Raw genomic sequence first — 20027 nt, forward strand, 5'->3', positions numbered from 1 at the left:
GCTAATGCCCTTTACTTTTTGCCCAACAACCGGGCCACATACTTGCCAATAATATCAAATTCAAGGTTTACCGTGTCGCCGGGTTTTACCTGGTGCAGGTTTGTGTGCTCGTAAGTATACGGTATAATGGCTACTGAAAAAGTATTTTCTTGAGAGTTGAAAACAGTTAAACTAATGCCGTTCACGCAGATGGAGCCTTTCTCTACTGTTACATTTCCCTGGGCAGGGTCGTAGCGGAAAGTAAAAATCCAGCTTCCGTTTTCATCCACCACCGATTCGCAAATGGCAGTCTGGTCTACGTGCCCCTGCACCACGTGCCCGTCAAAGCGTCCATTGGCTTGCATGCAACGCTCCAGGTTTACCTTGTCTCCTGGTTTCAGGCTGTTCAGGTTGGTTTTTTTCAGCGTTTCGTCAATGGCTGTTACCGTGTAGCTATCATCCAAAATACTTACTACCGTTAAGCAAACACCATTATGCGCAACACTTTGGTCTACCTTAAGCTCATCTGTAAATGGGCTGGTTAAGGTAAAGTGCTTGTTTGTGTTTTCCTCACGGATTGCTGTTACCTGGCCTAAAGCCTCAATTATTCCTGTAAACATGGTTATACCTCAATTTTATACTTCAAATTTAGCAGGTTTCTGCACGAAGAACATCGCTTTTGCAGCAGATATACTTAAAATGATGCCCGATTTATACGGTATATGCTTATTTTCGCATACAAATCCTTTTTTATCCGGAGTAAGTAAGATAGAAAAGGATCAGCTTAGTGCCAAAGTATAAGTAACGTAAAAACAAAGATGCAGACAGATTCATACAGACACCGTGGCATGCGCCGTGCATTAGTAACTCAATTGCGCGAAAAAGGCATACGCGATGAACGAGTTTTGGCTGCCATTGATGCTGTACCCCGCCACTTCTTCTTCGAAAAAGCATTTCTTGAACAAGCCTACCAGGACAAGGCATTTCCCATCGGCGAGGGCCAGACCATTTCTCAGCCCTATACCGTTGCTTTCCAGACGGAGCTGCTGCAGCTAAAGCCTACCGATAAAGTTCTTGAAATTGGCACTGGCTCTGGTTACCAATGCACAGTATTGCTGCAAATTACACCTCACGTTTATACAATAGAGTATAACCGCGCACTTTACGAAAAGGCTTTGTTGTTTTTTAAGAAGTATAACCTTAAGCCTTACACTTTCCATGGGGATGGCTCGCAGGGTTTACCGCAGCACGCGCCTTATAATAAGATTATAGTAACTGCCGGTGCCCCCGGGGTGCCAAAAGCGCTCGTGCAGCAACTAACTGTTGGGGGTTGCCTGGTTATACCTGTTGGCAACGAAAGCAGTCAGAAAATGCTGCGCATTACACGCGTTGAAGAAAACGAGTTTACTAAAGAGGAATTTACCAGCTTTAAGTTTGTGCCGCTATTAGGCAAATCAGGTTGGGAATCGGAGCGTTTCTAAATCCAAAATCGACTATTTATATTATTTTGAGCATGGTTTCCTGGAGCAGGTGCAACCGTATGTAAGCTTATGTGTCCTTCAGAAAAAGGACATGAACTATGAGAAGAACTATTACAGCCCTGGCATGCTGCTTGTTACTTTCCTACACCTGTACGGCACAGCGCAAGCTTGAGGCAATCTATTCTGATGTTGCCTTGTTCTGGCACGCTTTTGACCAGTTGCAGCACGCACAGTCCAAAGAAGACTCTATCCGAATATTAGATCAGGAGTACATCTATAAGGGCTCGGCGGGTGTTCAGCAATTTTTGCAAGGCCGTATTAGCAGCGGCAAATATCTTCAGAAAACAATCAGCCAGCACCCCAATTACTATACTTACCTCCGCTCCCACACCACCAAATTAAATAAGATATTGCCGCGCCTGGATAAACATTACAAGCGCCTTAAAAAGTTGTATCCTGACACAGATATTCCCAAAGTATACTTTGTAATTGGTGCGCTCAACTCAGCTGGTACTATTCAGCAGGACCCTATTGTGGGAGTAGATATGTTTGGGTACTACCCCGAAACCCCAAAGCAGGAATTGAGTCCGTGGCTAAAATCTGTGTTAAGACCTATCGAAGAAATTGATGTTGTGGTGATGCACGAATTGGTGCACATGCTGCAGAAAGGAAACGAGGATACGGAGAACACGCTGCTGAAAAAAAGTATAGGCGAAGGTGCCGCAGATTTTGTGGGCGAGCTCGTAACAAATAGCAACATCAACAAGCACATTCATGACTATGGCAATGCGCACGAGCGTGAACTGTGGCACGAATTTAAAAGGCAGATGCATGATACCGATATAAGCAACTGGTTATACAATGGTTTAACCAGCAAAAACCGGCCCGGCGACCTTGGATATTATGTAGGCTACAAAATATGTGAGGCTTATTATCAAAGCTCAAAAAATAAGAAGCAGGCCATAAAAGAGATTTTAAACATTTCTGATTACGATGTATTTCTGGCCAGGAGCGGCTACGAGTTAAAATTAGGACAGGCCAGCAGGTAGCGCAGCTTTATTGTATTTTTTGCTGACATTGCAAGTATATTTTCTACTTCGGCTTGCTGCGCGTATCTTTGCCCTATCAAAAAAGCATAATCAAAATGCGTAAACAAAAGAAAGTACAAGACTCTTACGTTATCATGACGGAGCTGGTATTGCCCAACGATACCAATACCCTACACAACCTGATGGGGGGCCGCATGATGCATTGGATGGATATCGTGTCTGCCATTGCTGCTCAAAAGCACTCTAACCGTATTGTTGTAACAGCATCAGTAGATAACGTTTCCTTTTCAGAAAGTATAAAGCTAGGTAATGTAGTAACCCTGGAGGCGAAAGTTACCCGCGCTTTTAATTCATCGATGGAGGTGCACATTGTAGTGTACGCCGAGGATATACCAAGTGGCAAGAAAGTAAAATCGAACCAGGCATTTTTTACGTTTGTGGCCGTAGACCAATTGGGCAATCCTATTGATGTGCCTGACGCTATTCCGGAAACTGAAGAGGAAGTTAAGCTTTACGACGGGGCCTTGCGCCGCCGCCAGTTACGCCTTGTGCTTGCCGGACGTATGAAGCCAAGCGAAGCAAACGAGCTTAGATCAATATTTGATATCAAAGAAGAAACAGAAGGATAAACAAGTATGGCAGGTTTACAGGCAGATGAGCTGAACAGCGAATTCTTCAGGAATTTTATTTCTGAAACTATTTACCTGGTAGATGGAGATGCTGCTGTGCCTGTTGCTCCTATTGCTGAGCAAGCGGAAGTTGCTCCCGCAACAACAGTTGCTGCGCCTGTAAGCCCGGCCTCTGCACCGGTTCCACCTGCCTTGCACAAACCAAAGGCTACTCCTGCTTTGCCAAAGATTGCTGATAAAGAGCTGTTTGGCACTCCGGGTAAGTATAAAACAATTGGCGAAAACAAAAAAGGTGTAGTTATACTTGTAACGCTGCCCGAAGATCAGTTTTCGAAGCTGCCGCAGCTGGAGTTCTTAAATAAGATTCTGGGAGCAATAGGTCTTAAACCGACTGATGTAGCTTATCTGAACAACGTGTCTGGTGCTATTGCCAGGTTTGAGGATATGCAGCAGGAACTGCAGGTAAATTACATCATCAGTTTTGCCAGCCGACTCGATACCGACTTGCCTCACGATAAATTCACGCTTTACAATCCGGTTATGGTTGGATCTGTTCCTGTGCTATTCTCCCAGGCACTAGCCATACTCGAAAATGATGTGGAGCACAAAAAGCAGCTGTGGGGCGCATTGCAAAAAGTTTTTAACCGCTAGTATATATTGGCTACTCTAAATTGAGCTTCAATTTTATACTACAAATAAATAAAAAAGAGAGCGGCCTTTCCATTAGAAAGGCCGCTCTCTTTTTTATTTATACTTAGGGTTTTACCAGATCAGGCCCCTAAAGTATAGCAATTTTTTACTGCAGCAAGGTTGCCAATTTAGCTTCCAGGTCTGCACCGCGTAAGCCTTTTGCTATGATTTTGCCATCCGGGCCAACAAGTACAGTTTGCGGAATAGCAGTTACGTTATAAAGTACAGCGGCACTACTCTCCCAACCTTTCAGGTCTGATACATGTGGCCAGGTCAGTTTGTCTTTTTCGATTGCTGCCAACCATTTCTCTCTGTTCTGGTCCAGCGATACACCAAAAATCTCAAATCCTTTGCCTTTATACTTGTTGTACATTTTCACAACTTTTGGATTTTCTACACGGCAAGGTCCGCACCAGCTAGCCCAAAAGTCAATTAATACGTACTTGCCACGCAACGACGACAGCGACTGGGAGCCGCCTTCTGGCGTAGGCAACGAAATATCTGGTGCCATTTGGCCAACAGCGGTAGAACGCAGCGGCTTCAGCATCTCATTCAATTTAACTGTATACTTTGAGTTCGGAATGTTCTGCGTAAAAAGAGCAGCCATACTATCGGCAAAAGCAAAGTCATTAACCGGATCAATTAAACTGGCGGTACCAAAAGCAGAAACTACAGAAGCAGGATGCTGTGCAAGGAATTTTTTTGTTTCCTTCTGCATTGCCAGAAACTCCTGTCTTATTTTCTCGGCCTCTTCCTGTTGCCCGTTTTGCATGGCCTGGTTAAAGCGCTGCTCCAGTTCAGTCTGTTTTAAGCGATTCTCATTTACCAGCTTGTTCAAATCCTGGAACAATGCAGATTCTTCTGAGCCTTCTACTTTTACTGTACCGTTCAAATCCTGGGCGTCAGCGTTAACCTTTATTTTTCCGCTGTCAAGCACAACCATAAGGCCGTTTTGCTGGTTAAGAGCAATGCGGTAAAAAGTAGGCTCTGCTACTTTGCCTTCAAAAGTAAAAGAACCATCTGCGCCAATTTGGGCGGTATCGCGTGGCTCAAACTGCTGCTCACCCAACTCATATAAATATACCGGTCCTGCTGCCGCATTCTCAAATTTACCCTCAATGGTAAAGCCATCGGTATTGTTAGAAGTGGTTTCTTTGCCCTGGCAAGCTGCCATCAAAGCAGCGGCAGATGCAGCGAATACAATCTTTCTGAATTCCATTTTTTGGTTTTAAGCGTTCAAACCTGCTTGAAGTAATTGGTTAGCTACTTTAGGATCTGCTTTGCCTTTTGTTTTCTTCATGATCTCCCCCATAAACATGCCAACCAGCGACTGTTTACCGGCTTTATACTCTGCAACCTTTGCGGGGTTAGCAGCCAGTACTTCATTAACGATCTGCGTCAACTCATCCGTATTAGACTCCTGTAACAAGTTCTGCTCCTCTGCTACCTGCTGTGGTGTAGTTTCTGGGTGCTCGAGCATGTACGGGAAGATTTGTTTAGATGCTATGGAATGACTAACCTTATTACCATCTACTAACGCAATTAACTGTGCAATTTGTTCAGGTGCGAGTGGGAAGTCGTTAATATGCAGCTGTAACTCGTTCAGGTATGATTTTACAGGGCCCATCATCCAGTTAGAGGCAGCCTTGTAATTGCTAGTTTTTTTACAAAGCTCCTCAAAGTATAAAGCTATTTCTTTTGCGTCTGTAAGTACAGCAGCGTCATACTCTGGTAAGCCTAATTCAGTTACAAAGCGTTTATAAAGTACCTGCGGCAGACTAGGCATAGATGCTTTTACGCTTTCCAGCCACTCCTGCTCAATAACCAGCGGCTGCAGGTCCGGCTCCGGGAAGTAGCGATAATCGTTCATCGTTTCCTTAGATCGCATCGCCGTTGTCGAGCCGGTATTTGCATCAAAGTTACGCGTCTCGCCATCCACCTTGCCGCCATTCTCCAGCACCATAATCTGGCGCTCGATCTCATGCTCGATGGCACGCTGCACGTTACGGAAAGAGTTCATGTTTTTTACCTCTACCTTGGTCCCCCACAGCGGTGAATCCTTCAACATCACCGAAATGTTGGCATCGCATCGTAAAGAGCCTTCTTCCATGTTGCCATCGCAGATGTCCAGGTACTTTACCAATCGCTTGATCTCAATCAGGTAGTTATAAGCTTCTACAGAGTCACGGATATCTGGCTCTGATACAATCTCTATCAAAGGCACACCGGCACGGTTAAAGTCAACTAGTGTCTCAATCTCGCCTGGTAAGTGCATTGATTTACCAGCATCTTCCTCCATGTGGATGCGCGTAATACCGATGCGCTTGTCGTTTCCTTCAGCGTCTTTGATATCGATGTGGCCGTTGGTGCAGATCGGAGTTTTATCCTGCGTGATCTGGTAGCCTTTTGGAAGATCGGGGTAGAAATAGTTTTTACGCGCATAAATGTTGTAGCGCGTAATCTCGCAGTTAGTGGCTATACCCATTTTAGCAGCCATCTCCACTACTTTTTTGTTTACACGCGGTAACGTTCCTGGGTGGCCTAGTGTGATGGCACTCAGGTTGGTGTTCGGCATCATGCCATACTCCGTAGAGTCAGATGAGTAGGCTTTGCTTTCTGTTAAAAGCTGTGCGTGTACCTCCAGACCAATGATTGCCTGGTATTTATCTCTTATCGCTTTATCCATTATATGGTTTTCTTTTAGCATTATAATTGTAGCATGAATTTTAAAATGTTCATACCTTAATTATACTAAATCAAATATAAGTATTGTAAGTGCAGTAACACCAATTAAGCTTAATAGTGCCAGCACCGAAATATAAAATATCTCTTTACCAGCCTTTCTTCCATTTTGAAAATACTGCCTTAAAGCAAAGTATAAACCAAAAGGGGCCAAAATAAACCCGAGCATTGATGGAGCAGACAAGAGTAATTTAAACCAATCATTATCAAGAGTAAATACTCTAGCTGCTAGTCCTAGAAGTATAGATGTGCCAAATAAATACACTACGTATTTATAAAACCACTTAGCATTATATTTTTGCACCCCCACACTCATATATTTTAAAGTAAACTTTTAACAAGTTCTACTGCTTTGCCAGGCACTACTGCCAAACCAGCTGCATTCTTACCGCCGGCTGTTGCATAGAATGGCTGACCGCCGCCGCCGCCTTGAATCTCTTTAGCCAATTCACGTACCATTTGGCTGGCATTCATATTCTTTTCAGAGACCAGGTTATCTGATAGCATCACGGCAATTTGTGGTTTCCCGTCGATTTCAGCAGCAAGTACAAGCACTAAGTTATCGACTACCTGTCGCATATCAAAGGCCAGTTTTTTGAGGTAATCAGCAGAGCTAACCTCTACCCTTGCAGCTACCAGGTTAATGCCGTTCAGTTGCTGTGCATTTTGCGCTAGCGTATCTTTTAGTGTACCTAGTTGCTTCAGTTCGAAACCTTCCAGTTGCTTTTGCAGCGTTTTGTAATCTTCCTGCAGTTTCTGTACCGCACCCGATACATTGCTTTGCGTGTTCAGCACCTCACGTATAGCGTTCAGCTCATTAACCTGCTGCTGCATAAAGTCTTCAGCTGCGTCACCGGTAATGGCCTCAATACGACGTACACCTGCCGCTACAGAGCTTTCAGATACAATTTTAAAGTAGCCGATATTCCCTGTGTTCAGCACGTGTGTACCACCGCAAAGTTCTACCGAATGGTCGCGGCCGAAGGAGATCACACGCACAAAATCGCCATACTTCTCACCGAACAAGGCCATGGCACCCATTTTCTTTGCTTCCTCAATCGGCACATTGCGGCTCTCCTCTAAAGGTATAGACTCACGTACACGCTTGTTTACCATGTGCTCGATCTGGCGTAGTTCCGCCTCCTCTACTTTTGCAAAGTGTGAAAAGTCGAAGCGAAGCAGTTTTTCGTTAACCAAAGAGCCGCGCTGCTGTACGTGTTCACCTAAAGCAGACCTTAAAGCGGCATGCAGTAAGTGCGTAGCAGAGTGGTTTCTGCGGATCATGTTACGGCGTTCTGCATCTATCTCAGCTTTAAAACCAGCCTCGACGTTCTGCGGCAGTTTTGCCGTGATATGAAGTATAAGGTCGTTCTCTTTTTTCGTGTCTAATACCTCTACCTGCTCGTTGTCAGATATCAGATAACCGGTATCGCCTACCTGTCCGCCGCTTTCAGCATAGAACGGTGTTTTGTCCAGTACCAGGTGATATTCGCTCTTGTTCTTGGTCTTTACCTGGCGGTAGCGCACGATATGAGACTCCGATGTATCACAGTCGTAGCCGATAAACTCGTTCACCACGTCCGGCTGAAGTATAACCCAATCGGTTTGCTCGGTGGCAGAAGCGTTGCGAGAACGATTTTTCTGCTGCTCCATCTCCACACCAAAACCAGCCTCATCTACTGTAAAGCCTTTTTCACGGGCAATTAGTGCAGTCAGGTCAAGCGGGAAACCAAAGGTATCGTAAAGTTCGAAGGCTGTTTTGCCATCGATGGTATTGTTGTTCTTTTTAAAGTTTTCCTCTAAAGCATCTAAACGCTTCAAGCCGTTTTCCAGCGTACGCAGGAAAGCATTCTCCTCTTCCTCGATCACACGCTGCACAAAGCCCAGCTGCTGCTTTAGTTCCGGGAAGATATGTGCCGTTTGCTCAGCCAACACTTCAGCCAGTTTATACAGGAATGGTTTCTTGAAATCAAGGAACGTAAAACCGTAACGCACCGCACGACGAAGTATACGACGGATAACATAACCGGCCTTGTTGTTGGATGGCAACTGACCATCGGCAATAGTAAAGGCAATAGCACGGATATGATCAGAAATTACACGGATGGCAATGTCTGTTTTTTCGTTTTCGCCATACGTTACGCCTGCTTCTTTCGCCACATATTGGATCAGCGGCTGGAAAACGTCTGTATCATAGTTGGAACGCTTGCCCTGGATAGCCATGCACAAACGCTCGAAGCCCATACCTGTATCTACGTGCTGCGCAGGCAGTTTTACCAACGAGCCATCGGCCAGTCGGTTGAACTCCATAAATACGTTGTTCCAGATCTCCACTACCTGCGGGTGATCGTTATTCACAAGTGATTTACCGTCTACCTGTGCACGTTCTTCATCGGTACGTAAGTCAACATGTATCTCGGAGCAAGGACCGCATGGTCCGGTATCACCCATCTCCCAGAAGTTGTCTTTTTTAGAGCCCATCAGGATACGATCCTCAGCGATCATACTTTTCCAGATGTTAAAGGCGTCCTGGTCCATTGGCAGGTTCTCAGATTCATCGCCCTGGAAAACCGAAACGTACAGCCTGTCTTTTGGCAACCCGTATACTTCGGTCAGCAGTTCCCACGACCACTCCAGCGCCTCTTTCTTAAAGTAATCACCAAACGACCAGTTGCCCAGCATCTCAAACATGGTATGGTGGTAGGTGTCGTAACCTACTTCTTCCAGGTCGTTGTGCTTGCCGCTAACGCGAAGGCATTTCTGGGTGTCGGCAATACGCTTATGAGGGGCAGGTTTGTTGCCCAGAAAGTAGTCTTTGAACGGCGCCATACCCGAGTTGATAAACATCAGGGTTGGGTCGTCTTTTACCACAATTGGAGCCGAAGGCACGATCTGGTGCTGCTTCGAAGCGAAGAAATCCAGGAACTTTTGTCTAATCTCAGCTGAGTTCATGTATGATTATTAGGCCTTTAGATACTTATGGCTATACTTGTTGTTTAATAACAAAAAATATAGAATTTTTGCCCTAGAGAAACACACTTATTTTGTGAAGCTCAAAAAGCACATGTAAGGCAAAAGTAGCATATTTTAGCCTTATTCAGTAGCATCTGTGCGAAAATTACACAGGTGCCATACTTTAACAGAACCAAAGCCATGCCTTATAAAGAAAGAGAAATTGAAAAGCAGTATTACACGATAGGCGAAGTAGCCGAAATGTTTGATGTAGCCGCCTCGTTGATTCGTTTTTGGGAAACTGAATTTGAACAGCTTAGCCCGAAAAAGAACAAGAAAGGCAATCGCCAATATACTGCCAAGGACATCGAAACCCTCCGCACCATCTACCACCTCGTAAAAGAGCGCGGCTATACCATACAGGGAGCAAAAGAAGTACTCAAAAACAAGTCTGTTCAGACAAAGGATAAGATCGAGATTATTGAGTCGTTGGAGAAGGTACGTGCATTTTTGGTTGGTATAAAAGAACAGCTGAATACCAAAGCCTAAAAGCTACGTAAGCACTTTACCATATGGTAGAGGAGCATAATTTATATGAAGTAGCCATTACGAAGCTGCCCGGGGTTGGCACGCAACTCACGCGCCAGCTGGTAAGTTATTGTGGCTCACCTAAAGCTGTGTTTGAAGCCAATGCGGCCAAACTAAGTAAGATTCCTGGTGTAGGAACTGTATCGCTAAAGAACATTCAGGAAGGCCGCAAACAGGCGCTGTACCAGGCAGATGAGATACTTAAAAAGGCCCAGGAACTGGATGTGCAGCTGCTGTTTTATACTTCGCCAAAGTACCCGGACCGACTGAAACAGATTGCCGATGCACCTGCTCTTTTATACTTTCGTGGTAACAGCAACCTGAACCAGCGCCGCATCATCAGCATTGTAGGCACCAGGCAGATAAGCAGTTATGGCACTTCGGTAACTGAAAAGATCATCGAAAGTATAAAACCTTACAATGCCTTGATTGTAAGCGGACTGGCCTATGGCGTTGATGTAGTTGCCCATCGTGCTGCTTTACAGGCTGGCTTGCCTACCATTGGCGTTATGGCCAGCGGACCTGAAACTGTTTACCCTGCCGTTCACAGAAAGTATGCGGAAAGGATGCTAACCCAAGGCGGCTTACTAACTGAAAACTCATTCGGGACAAGACCAGATGCTCCCCGTTTTCCGGCTCGTAACCGTATTATTGCTGGCATGGCGGACTGCACAATTGTAGTAGAGGCAGCTTTAAAAAGTGGAACGCTGATCACCGCTGACCTGGCACATGGCTACGATAAGGAAGTGATGGCCGTGCCGGGTAATATTACCTCACCAGTCTCTGAGGGCACCAATTATCTTATCAAATCGCTTAAAGCAGTAGCTTATACTTCGGTGCAGGACCTGGTAGAGTTGTTAAACTGGGACCTGCAGGACGAAGCTGCTGCTAAAAAGGCCGCAGCCCCAGCCTTTGATCCTGCCGAGTTTACTCCAGATGAATTGAAAGTGTTAGAGGTACTTCAGCAAAACGGGGAAGAGCAAATGGACAACCTGAGCTGGAAGTCGCAGATTCCGGTAAGTATGCTGGCCTCGGTGCTGTTGGGGCTGGAGTTTAAAGGAATAGTTAAAGCTAAGCCGGGGAAGAAGTTTGGTTTGATAATTTAGATGCCATGTAGCATTATTTGCAATGCTGCTCCAATTTTTCAGTTGCCTGTTGGCTACCGAGTGCTGCGGCCGTTTGCCAATCCGCACAGGCTTCTGTTAAGTTTCCTAAATATAGATGGGTTTGTGCACGGTTCAGGTAGCAGTCACCACAAAAGTCTATACCCTCTGTTTCTTCGTTTCCGTTTATAAATTGGTTAAAATCTTTTAATGCCTCTCCGTGTGCACCTGATTCAAGTCTTGCCAGGCCTCTTCTGTATAAAGCAATCGGATCAGCCGGTGCGTTTTCAAGTAAATAAGTATAATCTGCGATAGCTTTTTCATAATCTTCCATAAACGTAAAAATATCGGCACGCAGCAGGTAAGCAGGCATGTAATTTTTATTTAAGTCTAGTACCGTATTTATGTCACGTAAGCTGCCGGCATAATATTCGAGGTATAGCTTTGCTTCAGCACGAGTATAATAAGCATCTTCATTTGAAGGATTTAGGATGATGATGGCATCCAGGTCTTTTATGGCAGACGTAGGTTCCTGTTCCTGCAGTTTAGTTTCTGCTGCTGCCAGCAGCGAGTCGGCTTTTATTTGTAAAAGAACGCCATCTTCTGCCAACTTCTCAGGCTGCTTGCCTACGGTGGGTTCTACCACTCCTGCTTCTTTTTGTACTTTTGGCTTAGGTTTAGATGCGGCAGTTTTAGTTGCTTTGCAACCAATCAACGACAGGCCAATAAGAGGTGCTATTACAAAATGTAGCCTAAAACGTTTCATGTTATTTGTTGCGGTTTTGTGAAATGCGGTTAATGAATTCGAGCTTACAAAAGTAGGCAGAAAATGTATAGAATTTAACGATGCATTTTAGAGATCATCTTTTAAGTGGCTCTGTTAAAGAGGCGTAATCAGAACTACAAAAACCTTAGCCTTCAACCGGCATTATCTTCTGGCAATTGGTGATTTAAAGATACCAGGTGCTCAAATTAAATCATAACTTTATACTCCTAACCAAATGCTGCTTGATGTTACTTTATAACGGCGATTTTATACTTGAAAAGGAGCTTTCGCTTCCTTTATCAAACCGCGCTTTCCAGTATAATGATGGTTTTTTTGAAACGGTGGTAGTCGTAAATGGTAAACTGCGTTTCTGGGGAGACCATGTGGCCCGCTTACATGACGCTGCCAAAAGTATGAAACTGCAATTGCCTTCTTCCTTCTCTGAAGCTGCATTCGAGGATAAACTTTTACAATTAGCAGAACAGAATGGGGCTGGAAAATATGGACGCTTAAAATTAAAAATATGGCGTTCAGGCGCTGGCTTGTATACTCCTGAAACCAGTACTGTTGAATGGTTAGCCACAGTTGCTCCAACTGTGCCAACTTCTGGCAAAAGTATAAGTATTGGTATCTGCCAAAGTATAAAAACCATCTCCTCTCCACTCTCCCATTTTAAAGGCCCTAATGCAGCAATTTACGTAATGGCTGGTGTAGAGAAGCAGCAAACTAACTACAACGACATGCTTTTGCTGAACGCTCAGGGTATGGTAGCAGAGCTGATTTCTTCTAATATTTTCTGGTTGATGGATGGCAAGCTTTTCACTCCTGCCTTAGATACAGGTTGTGTCAATGGCATTGTCCGGCGAAATATAGTAAGGTGGTGCCATAGCAACAGCATAAAGCTACAGGAGGCATACTTTACTCCGCAGCGTTTGCTCCAGGCAGAGGCTGTGTTTGCCGCTAACGTAACCGGAATTAAAAGCATTAATAGTATAAACGGGGAAGCAGTAAGTATAAACGAGCGCTTCATCGAGCAACTCAGACTGGACTTAGATATGAGAGTTTAGTATGATTTAGTATAGTATTTCCTTTTGAGCCTCCTAGCCAGGGCATTTATGAGTTAATACTTTACTTTGTTTCCTTTTGATATAATCTTACAACTACTAATTCCTTTTTAAACTCCTTCTTTACTGTCCATTTGCTATTTAATTCATCCAGTTCATGATCCGAAAAATCGTTGAAAACATTAGAATAAAATATATACTCGTGTTTTTTTAAATCCTTTTCTGCAAATTTTTCTGAGCTGTTTACTAGGTCTGTAAGTTTGAATGTGCGCAAATTTGGATAAGCTGAACCGACCTCGTCTATAGGTATATCATTTACTGTTATATAATCAATCATTTTTTCTCTAAGCTGATAGTAAGGCAAATGAGCTAACGTGGCATCCCATCCTTTAGACATCCAGTCCGGGTAAAGTGCTACAACATAGTGTCCGGCTAAAAGTGAAATAACTGAAATGCAGTAAAAAGTTAATCTTTTAACCTTCGGCAGGAACTGTAATAAATGGCCAAATAGAACTATCAGCAGCATAAAAACCACTATGAAGTATCTATGCGCAATAGGGTTTTGGAAGAAGACAAGTAAGCTGCTAAGTATAAGTAAAGGCATCAATAACATTAACAAGACTTCAATAGTCTCTCTCTTTAATTGTTTGCTTATGTAAACATTAATTAAAGATAACGTCAATAACAGGAGGACAATAACTTTACCGAAATCAGCGAAGCGCCACCCTATAACAAGTATGTTTTTAAAGAAATCTACAAATGAGACTATTTCAGATCCCTTCCCCCAGGTAGATTCCTTATTGTAAAAAATCCATCCAAAATGTTCGTAATGCAAGTACAGCCAAATACAGGTAGCAAAAAATGCTGGCAAGTATGCAATCGCCTTACTGAATAAATAATTATCTGTCAGCTTGTTTCCTGTGCTTAGCAAACCAAAGAGCAAATCTGTTAAGTACAAGGCTACGACCATGATAGTGCCTCTGGGGCTTAACATAGCAAGAGCAATAAGTATCAACGCTAAGTAAATTCTTTTGCCAGTTAAGATACTGTTAAGAGCGAAAAGGTATAAGAATACCAAAACAATATCCGGGGCAATCTGTGTGGCTTGTGCTAAGAAAGTAGGTTCTATCAAAAGAAGAAGTATGACCCAGAAGTGGAAAGGTTGTGGTGTATATCTGCTAACCAGAGACTGTACTTGCAATACTATTCCAATCAAAAAAGGCAGTACACGCAGGTGACTTACCAGAAGGGTTTTGCCCAATAACTTCCACCCTATAGCAACATAGAAGCCAAATAATGGCGGATAGCCTGCCAAATCATCAGGGACAAAAATGTATTTAAAGTCGGTTGTATAGTACCAATGACCGTACCCTGAACCTAAAACAATGCTATCCCAGAAAAAACCGTTATTGCCTACTAAAACAGTTAAAACAATGAAGAACAGTATAAAAGGCGAAGTCTGCTTAAACTTCCTCAAGAGCAATATTATTTATGATTATGTGCTGTAGAACCGGCGGAATTGTTGGCACTAATGTAGATGAAATCAAATGTTGTTGCAACTGAGTTCAGAAAGAATTATTTAAAGATCGGTTCTAAATGTATTGGTATCTTTTTATTTCTCAATAATAAATTAAAAAAGGCCTGAGTAATATGCTCAGGCCTTTTGCTATTACCGTTATTTTTGTTGCGGGTACCACTCGCGTAGCCTCACATCGATACTTTTGTTTTTGTCATTTACCATCTTTTTGAAAGAAGCTACATCGGCTAAACCTTCGGTTCCTCTGTAATGATAAGGGTAAACAACTTTTGGTTTAAAGGCAAGTACGGCGCTGGCCGCCTGGTAATGTCCATGGTGTATGGCAGGTTCATACTTACAAAGGCAACATCTATGTTCTGTAGGTCGCGCATCTCCTGGATATCCTCTGAATCGCCGGAAAAGTATACTTGCTTGCCTCCTATGGTCAGGATATACCCGTTTCCTCTGCCTTTCGGGTGACGTGAGTCTTCGGTTTCGGGTAAATTGTACATCGGTACAGCTTTAATCTGGATATCCTGCTGGGTGGTAGATTCTCCGTTGGCGATGACGACAGTCTGGGCTTTATACTTTTCTGGCAAAGCATCTGCTACAGCTTGTGGCACGACCATCTTTACACCTGTCGTTTCAATAGCGTCCAACGTTTTTGGGTCCATGTGGTCGCCGTGAATGTCGGTGATCAGAATCAGGTCGGGCTTACTCACGCCTTTGTACATTTCGGCACCACCGTATGGGTCAACATAAATGGTTTTGCCGTTCCACTTCAAAACAACCGAACCATGTGTAACCGGCTGCACCAAGAGGGCGCCCTTATCTGTTTTGATCTGGTCTGGGGTAGGTTTTTTTTGCTGCTGGGCCTGCTGCTTTTGGGCATTTACCTGTACAAACGCCAATAAAAGCATAGCGGATAAAATGGCTTTTAATTTCATAGTATAAATTAGTTTATGATTTTACACTAAAGTATAAACCTTAACAATTTGTTTACGAAAAGTTAGCAAGCCCTATTGATGCTACACCTTTTTTACACTAAAGTAATTTCTTACTGCTTGTAGCGTGGATGCAGTTGATATCAAAAATAAGATGCCTAGCAGGAAATTTTTCTTTTGTAAAGGGCTTACCTGAAAATTATTGGTGGTAACATAAAGCAAAAGCCCCGAGCCAATAAGCCATGTCAGCACCTGGAACGCCAGGTTCGCCTTGTTAGGTTTACGGGTAATATCTCTTTCCATAAGCTTAAACTGCTACTGGCGCTTTTATACCAGGGTGCGGGTTATAGTTTACTAATTCAAAGTCCTCAAATTTAAAATCGAATATATTTTTTACTTCTGGGTTTAGAAGCATGGTTGGTAATTGGCGCGGCTCGCGTGTAAGTTGCAGCTGCGCCTGCTCCAGGTGGTTAGTATACAGGTGTGTATCGCCACCGGTCCAGATAAACTCTCCTGGCTCCAATCCTGTAACCTGCGCCATCATCAGCACAAGCAAAGCATACGAAGCAATGTTGAACGGAACACCTAGAAACACATCGGCTGAGCGCTGATACAGTTGGCAACTCAATTTGCCCTCAGCTACATAAAACTGGTAGAAAGCATGGCAAGGCGGTAGCTTCATGTTTTCGATCTCGGCTACATTCCAGGCGCTAACTATGATCCGGCGCGAGTCTGGGTTGTTTTTAAGTTGATTTACCACTTGCGTGATCTGATCGATGTGGCGGCCATCAGGTGTTGGCCAGCTGCGCCACTGCGATCCGTAAACCGGGCCCAGGTTACCATTTTCATCTGCCCATTCATCCCAGATGCTCACACCGTTTTCTTTCAGGTATGCAATGTTTGTATCACCTTTCAGGAACCAAAGCAACTCATGTATAATAGACTTTAAATGCACTTTTTTGGTGGTTACCAACGGAAATCCCTCTGCAAGGTTGAAACGCATCTGATGACCGAATACGCTCAAAGTACCAGTTCCGGTTCTGTCTTCCTTCCTCACTCCGTTATCCAGAATGTGCTGCATTAAGTCTAAATATTGCTTCATAGTAATTTTGTTCTCCTAAAATTGTGATGTGTTAAAGATAAATAAAGTTTGGTTAAATGCCGGAAATAAAAAAGCCCTTCGCAACGGCAAAAGGCTTCTCCCAGATCAGCAAAGTATAAATTACTGCGCTTTCTTTACTTCTTTTGATGTATCTGCTTTAGCAGCATCAGGTTTTGCACAGCAGGACTTGGCTGCAGTACCGGCTGTAGCAGTTGCTTCCTTAGCCATGTGGCAGCTTTCGGCTTTGGCCTCGGCCTTTTTGCTTTTCTTCTTTTTACCGCCATCTTTTGCGGCATGTTCCATCGTGCATTTAACGCCTTCACAGGCCATGGCAGGCGCAGCAGAGCCTAGTAAACCAACAACAGCAAGGGCAAGAATTATTTTCTTCATGTGTACCAGCTTAATTTACTTTAAACAAAACAAACTACCTTTAGTTTCTTGATCGTAAATGTACAAATAGTGTGCAATACGCCAAATGATATTCATCAGTTATTAAATTGCCTTGAACTACAGAAAAATAAGTTACCTGGTGCTGCTGCTGGTGGCCATACTTACTGTTGCAAGTATATTTTTTGCCTCCCGGCTGCGCTTCGATTATAACTTCGACAACTTTTTCCCGAAAGGTGATCCCGACCTGACGTACTATTTTGACTATCGTGATAAGTTCGGCAACGACAACGATTACCTGCTCATCGGTCTGGATAATAAGAAAAGCATTTTCGATACGGAATTCCTGACGAAAGTAGACAGTCTCACCGCTTTTCTGCAGCGGCAGCGGCATATCGAGTCGGTGCTCTCTCCTACTACCATAAAAAGTCCGGTTATAGAGCAATTCGGTTATTTCGAGATTCCATACTTGCATGTGGCGGAGCCCGAACGGTTTGAGCAGGATTCTATACTTATTTACGCTTCCAGAGAGTTGGTGGGCACGTTGTTTTCTGAGGATGCCACCGCTGTCTCGCTTTTTGTGCAGACAACCGATGACTTATCAAAAGAAGCAAGCGATACCCTTATTGCCGCGCTTAACCTTAAACTGCAGGAGTTACAATTACAGGATTACCACCTGGCTGGCAAGGCATTGGCACAGTCAGTTTTTGTAGATAAGATGCAGGTGGAACTGGCCATTTTTATGTCTGCTTCCATCCTGTTGGTGATCATTTTTCTCTGGATCACTTTCCGTACGCTTTTGGGGGTGCTGGTGCCTTTGGTGGTAGTGCTGCTATCTGTTATCTGGAGCCTTGGTGTGATGGGGCTGTTTAACAAACCCATCGATATTATGACGGTGCTGCTACCAACAATCATGTTTGTAGTAGGCATGTCTGATGTGATCCACATACTCTCCCGGTACATGACCGAGATAAGCCAGGGAGCTGACAAAATAAAAGCGCTGAAGGTTACTTTAAAAGAAGTGGGTATGGCCACGCTGCTAACTTCTGTTACAACGGCAGTAGGTTTTCTTACGCTGCTTACTACCGCTATTGTACCTATTCGTAACTTCGGTTTGTATACCGCCATCTCCATTGGTTTGGCATTTATACTTGCTTTCTCTGTACTGCCTGCCATACTTTTGCTCCTCAAGAAACCCAACCCGGTTAAAGCCCGAAAGGTCAGCTTGTCCTGGCCCATCCTGCTGCGCCGTATGCTGCGCTTCGTTTTCCGAAAGCCAGGCATTATACTATCATTAAGTGCTGTTGTCACGGTTCTCAGCCTGGTAGGCATCAGCATGATTAAAGTTGACACAACCTTACTTGAAGACCTTGGCGACGATGACCCGATCATACTTGACTTTAAGTACTTTGAAGATAAATTCTCTGGCGTTCGCCCGTTTGAGCTTCACCTGCTCGCGGCTCCCGGCCATACCATGTATGATAAAGAAGTGCTGCAAGAGATTGATGAGATTGAAAATTACCTTTATACTACCTACGGCCTCAACTTTATAAGCTCTCCTGCCACTATAGTAAAGACCATAAACAGAGCACAGAACGGAGGCCTGAATGAATATTACACCTTGCCTGAAAATCCGGAGCAACTGCAGCGGGTAAATCGCCAGTTACAGGCTTTCAAAAACAGAAGCGAGCTGCGAAGCATTGTAACTCCGGCTGCTACTGAAGGGCGCCTTTCCGGTAAAATGACAGATATAGGCAGCGCAAAGGCTACTGTATTAAACGACTCTCTCCGCAGTTTCATAGCTGAGAATATAAACCCGAAATACCTGCAGACACGCCTGACCGGAAGTGCCTTATTGCTTGACAAAAACAACGAGTACGTGACGCTAAACATGATGCAGGGCCTGCTGATTGCTTTCGGGGTGATTGCGTTGATTGTCGGTTTAATTTTCAGGTCCTTGAGAATGGTGCTGATCTCGCTGGTGCCCAACATTATACCATTGCTCATGATCGGCGGAATTATGGGCTTTATGGGCATCAACATGACAGTATCGGTTTCTATTGTTTTTACGATTGCCTTCGGTATTGCTGTAGACGACACCATTCATTTCCTGAGTAAGCTAAAGCTCGAGCTTGCTGCAGGCAGGTCGTTGCCCTACGCCATCAAACGCACTTTTATCTCTGCAGGTAAAGCAATCCTGATTACTTCCTGCATTTTAATGGGGGGCTTTATGACGCTTATACTATCTACCTTTGATGCAACGTTTTATGTTGGGTTGTTTGTGAGCCTCACGCTGCTTTTTGCTGTCGTCGCTGACCTTTATTTACTGCCCCTGCTTATCCTGTATTTTTATAAGCCAGCCAAAAAAGTGAAGCGTTAATCGGATAAGATGCTCATATTTGTAGATAATTTGTGAGACTTAGTTATTGGAGTGTATGATGAGAAGATTTTTGATGGCGGTGCTGTTTAGCCTGGCTTTTGCAGGCGTGCAGGCGCAGGATGCTAAACAGAAAGTGCAGGAAGATAAACTTTCACGCTTAATGGAAGAGCGGGAGCAGCTCGTAATGGAGTACCAGTATTACAACCAGCAAAACAGTAATTTCTGGGGCAAAAAGTCTAAAAGCGATCTGCTCAGTATCGTAGAAACACTCAAAAAGATCATCAACAAAGACACCGAACTTATAGCCGCTGTTAAAGAGGCAAGTATAAAAAAGATAGCCGAGAGCACCGTGGGTGCCCAGCGCGAGGGCAAAATCATTCGCGAAGACCAACGCATTATTGATGCTCGATTTGCTAATCTGCAGAGCCAGGTAAAAACGCTGCAATCGCAGCTAAAAAAACGTGAGCGCACGATAAAGGACCTGGAAGAACAGGTTAATGCGTCTGCTGAACTGCGGTACGGAAAAGACAAAGTGATTTCTATACTTGCGGTGGTGTGTTTTATACTGCTGCTGTACGCGGTGTTTTTGCAGGTGCGCTTAGGCAAGGCAAAAGCAGCGGCGGCTAAACCAAGAGCGCGCAAAAAAGTATAATCA

General features: G+C 44.1%; 20 protein-coding genes. 9 read left to right on the forward strand and 11 right to left on the reverse strand.

The genetic code is table 11. The features are described 5' to 3' along the window. Window positions 1-11: 11 nt before the first annotated feature. Window positions 12-599, reverse strand: a complete 588-nt coding sequence (locus tag Q1A23_RS08710; protein ID WP_299822049.1) for a riboflavin synthase — start codon at window positions 597-599, stop codon at window positions 12-14. A 198-nt stretch (window positions 600-797) separates the two neighbouring features. Between Q1A23_RS08710 and Q1A23_RS08715 the strand changes: the two genes are divergently transcribed. The 4 genes from Q1A23_RS08715 to Q1A23_RS08730 all read left to right on the forward strand — a co-directional run bounded on the left by Q1A23_RS08715 (window position 798) and on the right by Q1A23_RS08730 (window position 3789). Further along, window positions 798-1460 (forward strand): protein-L-isoaspartate(D-aspartate) O-methyltransferase, encoded by a 663-nt coding sequence (locus Q1A23_RS08715; RefSeq protein ID WP_299822051.1) that lies wholly within the window; start codon window positions 798-800, stop codon window positions 1458-1460. Between the two features lie 98 nt (window positions 1461-1558). Continuing rightward, window positions 1559-2509, forward strand: coding sequence for a DUF2268 domain-containing putative Zn-dependent protease (locus Q1A23_RS08720; RefSeq protein WP_299822052.1), 951 nt, complete (start codon window positions 1559-1561; stop codon window positions 2507-2509). A gap of 95 nt (window positions 2510-2604) precedes the next feature. Beyond that, window positions 2605-3138 carry an acyl-CoA thioesterase gene (locus Q1A23_RS08725; protein ID WP_299822053.1) on the forward strand — a complete coding sequence of 178 codons (534 nt, stop codon included), beginning with the start codon at window positions 2605-2607 and terminating at the stop codon, window positions 3136-3138. A 6-nt stretch (window positions 3139-3144) separates the two neighbouring features. Further along, on the forward strand, window positions 3145-3789 hold the full coding sequence (locus tag Q1A23_RS08730) for a hypothetical protein (RefSeq protein WP_299822054.1): 645 nt from the start codon (window positions 3145-3147) through the stop codon (window positions 3787-3789). A 145-nt stretch (window positions 3790-3934) separates the two neighbouring features. On the opposite strand, the gene Q1A23_RS08735 is transcribed toward Q1A23_RS08730, so the two are convergent. The 4 genes from Q1A23_RS08735 to alaS are packed head-to-tail and all read right to left on the reverse strand — an operon-like array spanning window position 3935 to window position 9522. Then, window positions 3935-5047 carry a TlpA disulfide reductase family protein gene (locus Q1A23_RS08735; protein WP_299822055.1) on the reverse strand — a complete coding sequence of 371 codons (1113 nt, stop codon included), beginning with the start codon at window positions 5045-5047 and terminating at the stop codon, window positions 3935-3937. 9 nt (window positions 5048-5056) lie between these two features. After that, entirely contained in the window at window positions 5057-6514 is a 1458-nt protein-coding gene (gene gatB, locus Q1A23_RS08740; RefSeq protein WP_299822057.1) for an Asp-tRNA(Asn)/Glu-tRNA(Gln) amidotransferase subunit GatB, read from the reverse strand. A gap of 60 nt (window positions 6515-6574) precedes the next feature. After that, window positions 6575-6886 carry a hypothetical protein gene (locus Q1A23_RS08745; protein WP_299822059.1) on the reverse strand — a complete coding sequence of 104 codons (312 nt, stop codon included), beginning with the start codon at window positions 6884-6886 and terminating at the stop codon, window positions 6575-6577. Window positions 6887-6891: 5 nt separating this feature from the next. Next, complete coding sequence (gene alaS, locus Q1A23_RS08750; RefSeq protein WP_299822060.1) at window positions 6892-9522, reverse strand: alanine--tRNA ligase; 2631 nt, start codon at window positions 9520-9522, stop codon at window positions 6892-6894. Window positions 9523-9723: 201 nt separating this feature from the next. Here alaS and Q1A23_RS08755 point away from each other — a divergent pair, with 201 nt between their 5' ends. Further along, a complete protein-coding gene (locus tag Q1A23_RS08755; protein WP_299822062.1) occupies window positions 9724-10071 on the forward strand; it encodes a MerR family transcriptional regulator in 348 nt (115 codons plus the stop codon). Between the two features lie 23 nt (window positions 10072-10094). After that, window positions 10095-11216 carry a DNA-processing protein DprA gene (gene dprA / locus Q1A23_RS08760; RefSeq protein WP_299822064.1) on the forward strand — a complete coding sequence of 374 codons (1122 nt, stop codon included), beginning with the start codon at window positions 10095-10097 and terminating at the stop codon, window positions 11214-11216. A gap of 13 nt (window positions 11217-11229) precedes the next feature. On the opposite strand, the gene Q1A23_RS08765 is transcribed toward dprA, so the two are convergent. Next, on the reverse strand, window positions 11230-11979 hold the full coding sequence (locus Q1A23_RS08765; RefSeq protein ID WP_299822066.1) for a tetratricopeptide repeat protein: 750 nt from the start codon (window positions 11977-11979) through the stop codon (window positions 11230-11232). 245 nt (window positions 11980-12224) lie between these two features. Here Q1A23_RS08765 and Q1A23_RS08770 point away from each other — a divergent pair, with 245 nt between their 5' ends. Continuing rightward, entirely contained in the window at window positions 12225-13046 is an 822-nt protein-coding gene (locus Q1A23_RS08770) for an aminotransferase class IV (RefSeq protein ID WP_299822306.1), read from the forward strand. A 61-nt stretch (window positions 13047-13107) separates the two neighbouring features. Here the strand turns inward: Q1A23_RS08770 and Q1A23_RS08775 are convergent, their stop codons facing one another. The 5 genes from Q1A23_RS08775 to Q1A23_RS08795 form a co-directional block, all read right to left on the reverse strand. After that, a complete protein-coding gene (locus tag Q1A23_RS08775; protein WP_299822068.1) occupies window positions 13108-14520 on the reverse strand; it encodes a hypothetical protein in 1413 nt (470 codons plus the stop codon). A 287-nt stretch (window positions 14521-14807) separates the two neighbouring features. Continuing rightward, window positions 14808-15506, reverse strand: coding sequence for an MBL fold metallo-hydrolase (locus Q1A23_RS08780; RefSeq protein ID WP_363322033.1), 699 nt, complete (start codon window positions 15504-15506; stop codon window positions 14808-14810). Between the two features lie 81 nt (window positions 15507-15587). Beyond that, window positions 15588-15806 (reverse strand): hypothetical protein, encoded by a 219-nt coding sequence (locus tag Q1A23_RS08785; RefSeq protein WP_299822070.1) that lies wholly within the window; start codon window positions 15804-15806, stop codon window positions 15588-15590. Window positions 15807-15810: 4 nt separating this feature from the next. Then, window positions 15811-16605 carry a thymidylate synthase gene (locus Q1A23_RS08790; RefSeq protein ID WP_299822072.1) on the reverse strand — a complete coding sequence of 265 codons (795 nt, stop codon included), beginning with the start codon at window positions 16603-16605 and terminating at the stop codon, window positions 15811-15813. A gap of 120 nt (window positions 16606-16725) precedes the next feature. Further along, entirely contained in the window at window positions 16726-16995 is a 270-nt protein-coding gene (locus Q1A23_RS08795; protein WP_299822074.1) for a hypothetical protein, read from the reverse strand. A gap of 112 nt (window positions 16996-17107) precedes the next feature. On the opposite strand from Q1A23_RS08795, the gene Q1A23_RS08800 reads away from it, so the two are divergent. Together Q1A23_RS08800 and Q1A23_RS08805 are read left to right on the forward strand one after the other, a co-directional pair. Further along, a complete protein-coding gene (locus tag Q1A23_RS08800; RefSeq protein WP_299822076.1) occupies window positions 17108-19372 on the forward strand; it encodes an MMPL family transporter in 2265 nt (754 codons plus the stop codon). A gap of 55 nt (window positions 19373-19427) precedes the next feature. Further along, entirely contained in the window at window positions 19428-20024 is a 597-nt protein-coding gene (locus Q1A23_RS08805; RefSeq protein WP_299822078.1) for a hypothetical protein, read from the forward strand. The last annotated feature ends 3 nt before the right edge of the window (window positions 20025-20027 follow it).

It is taken from the genome of uncultured Pontibacter sp., assembly GCF_947492645.1.
Taxonomy (GTDB): domain Bacteria; phylum Bacteroidota; class Bacteroidia; order Cytophagales; family Hymenobacteraceae; genus Pontibacter.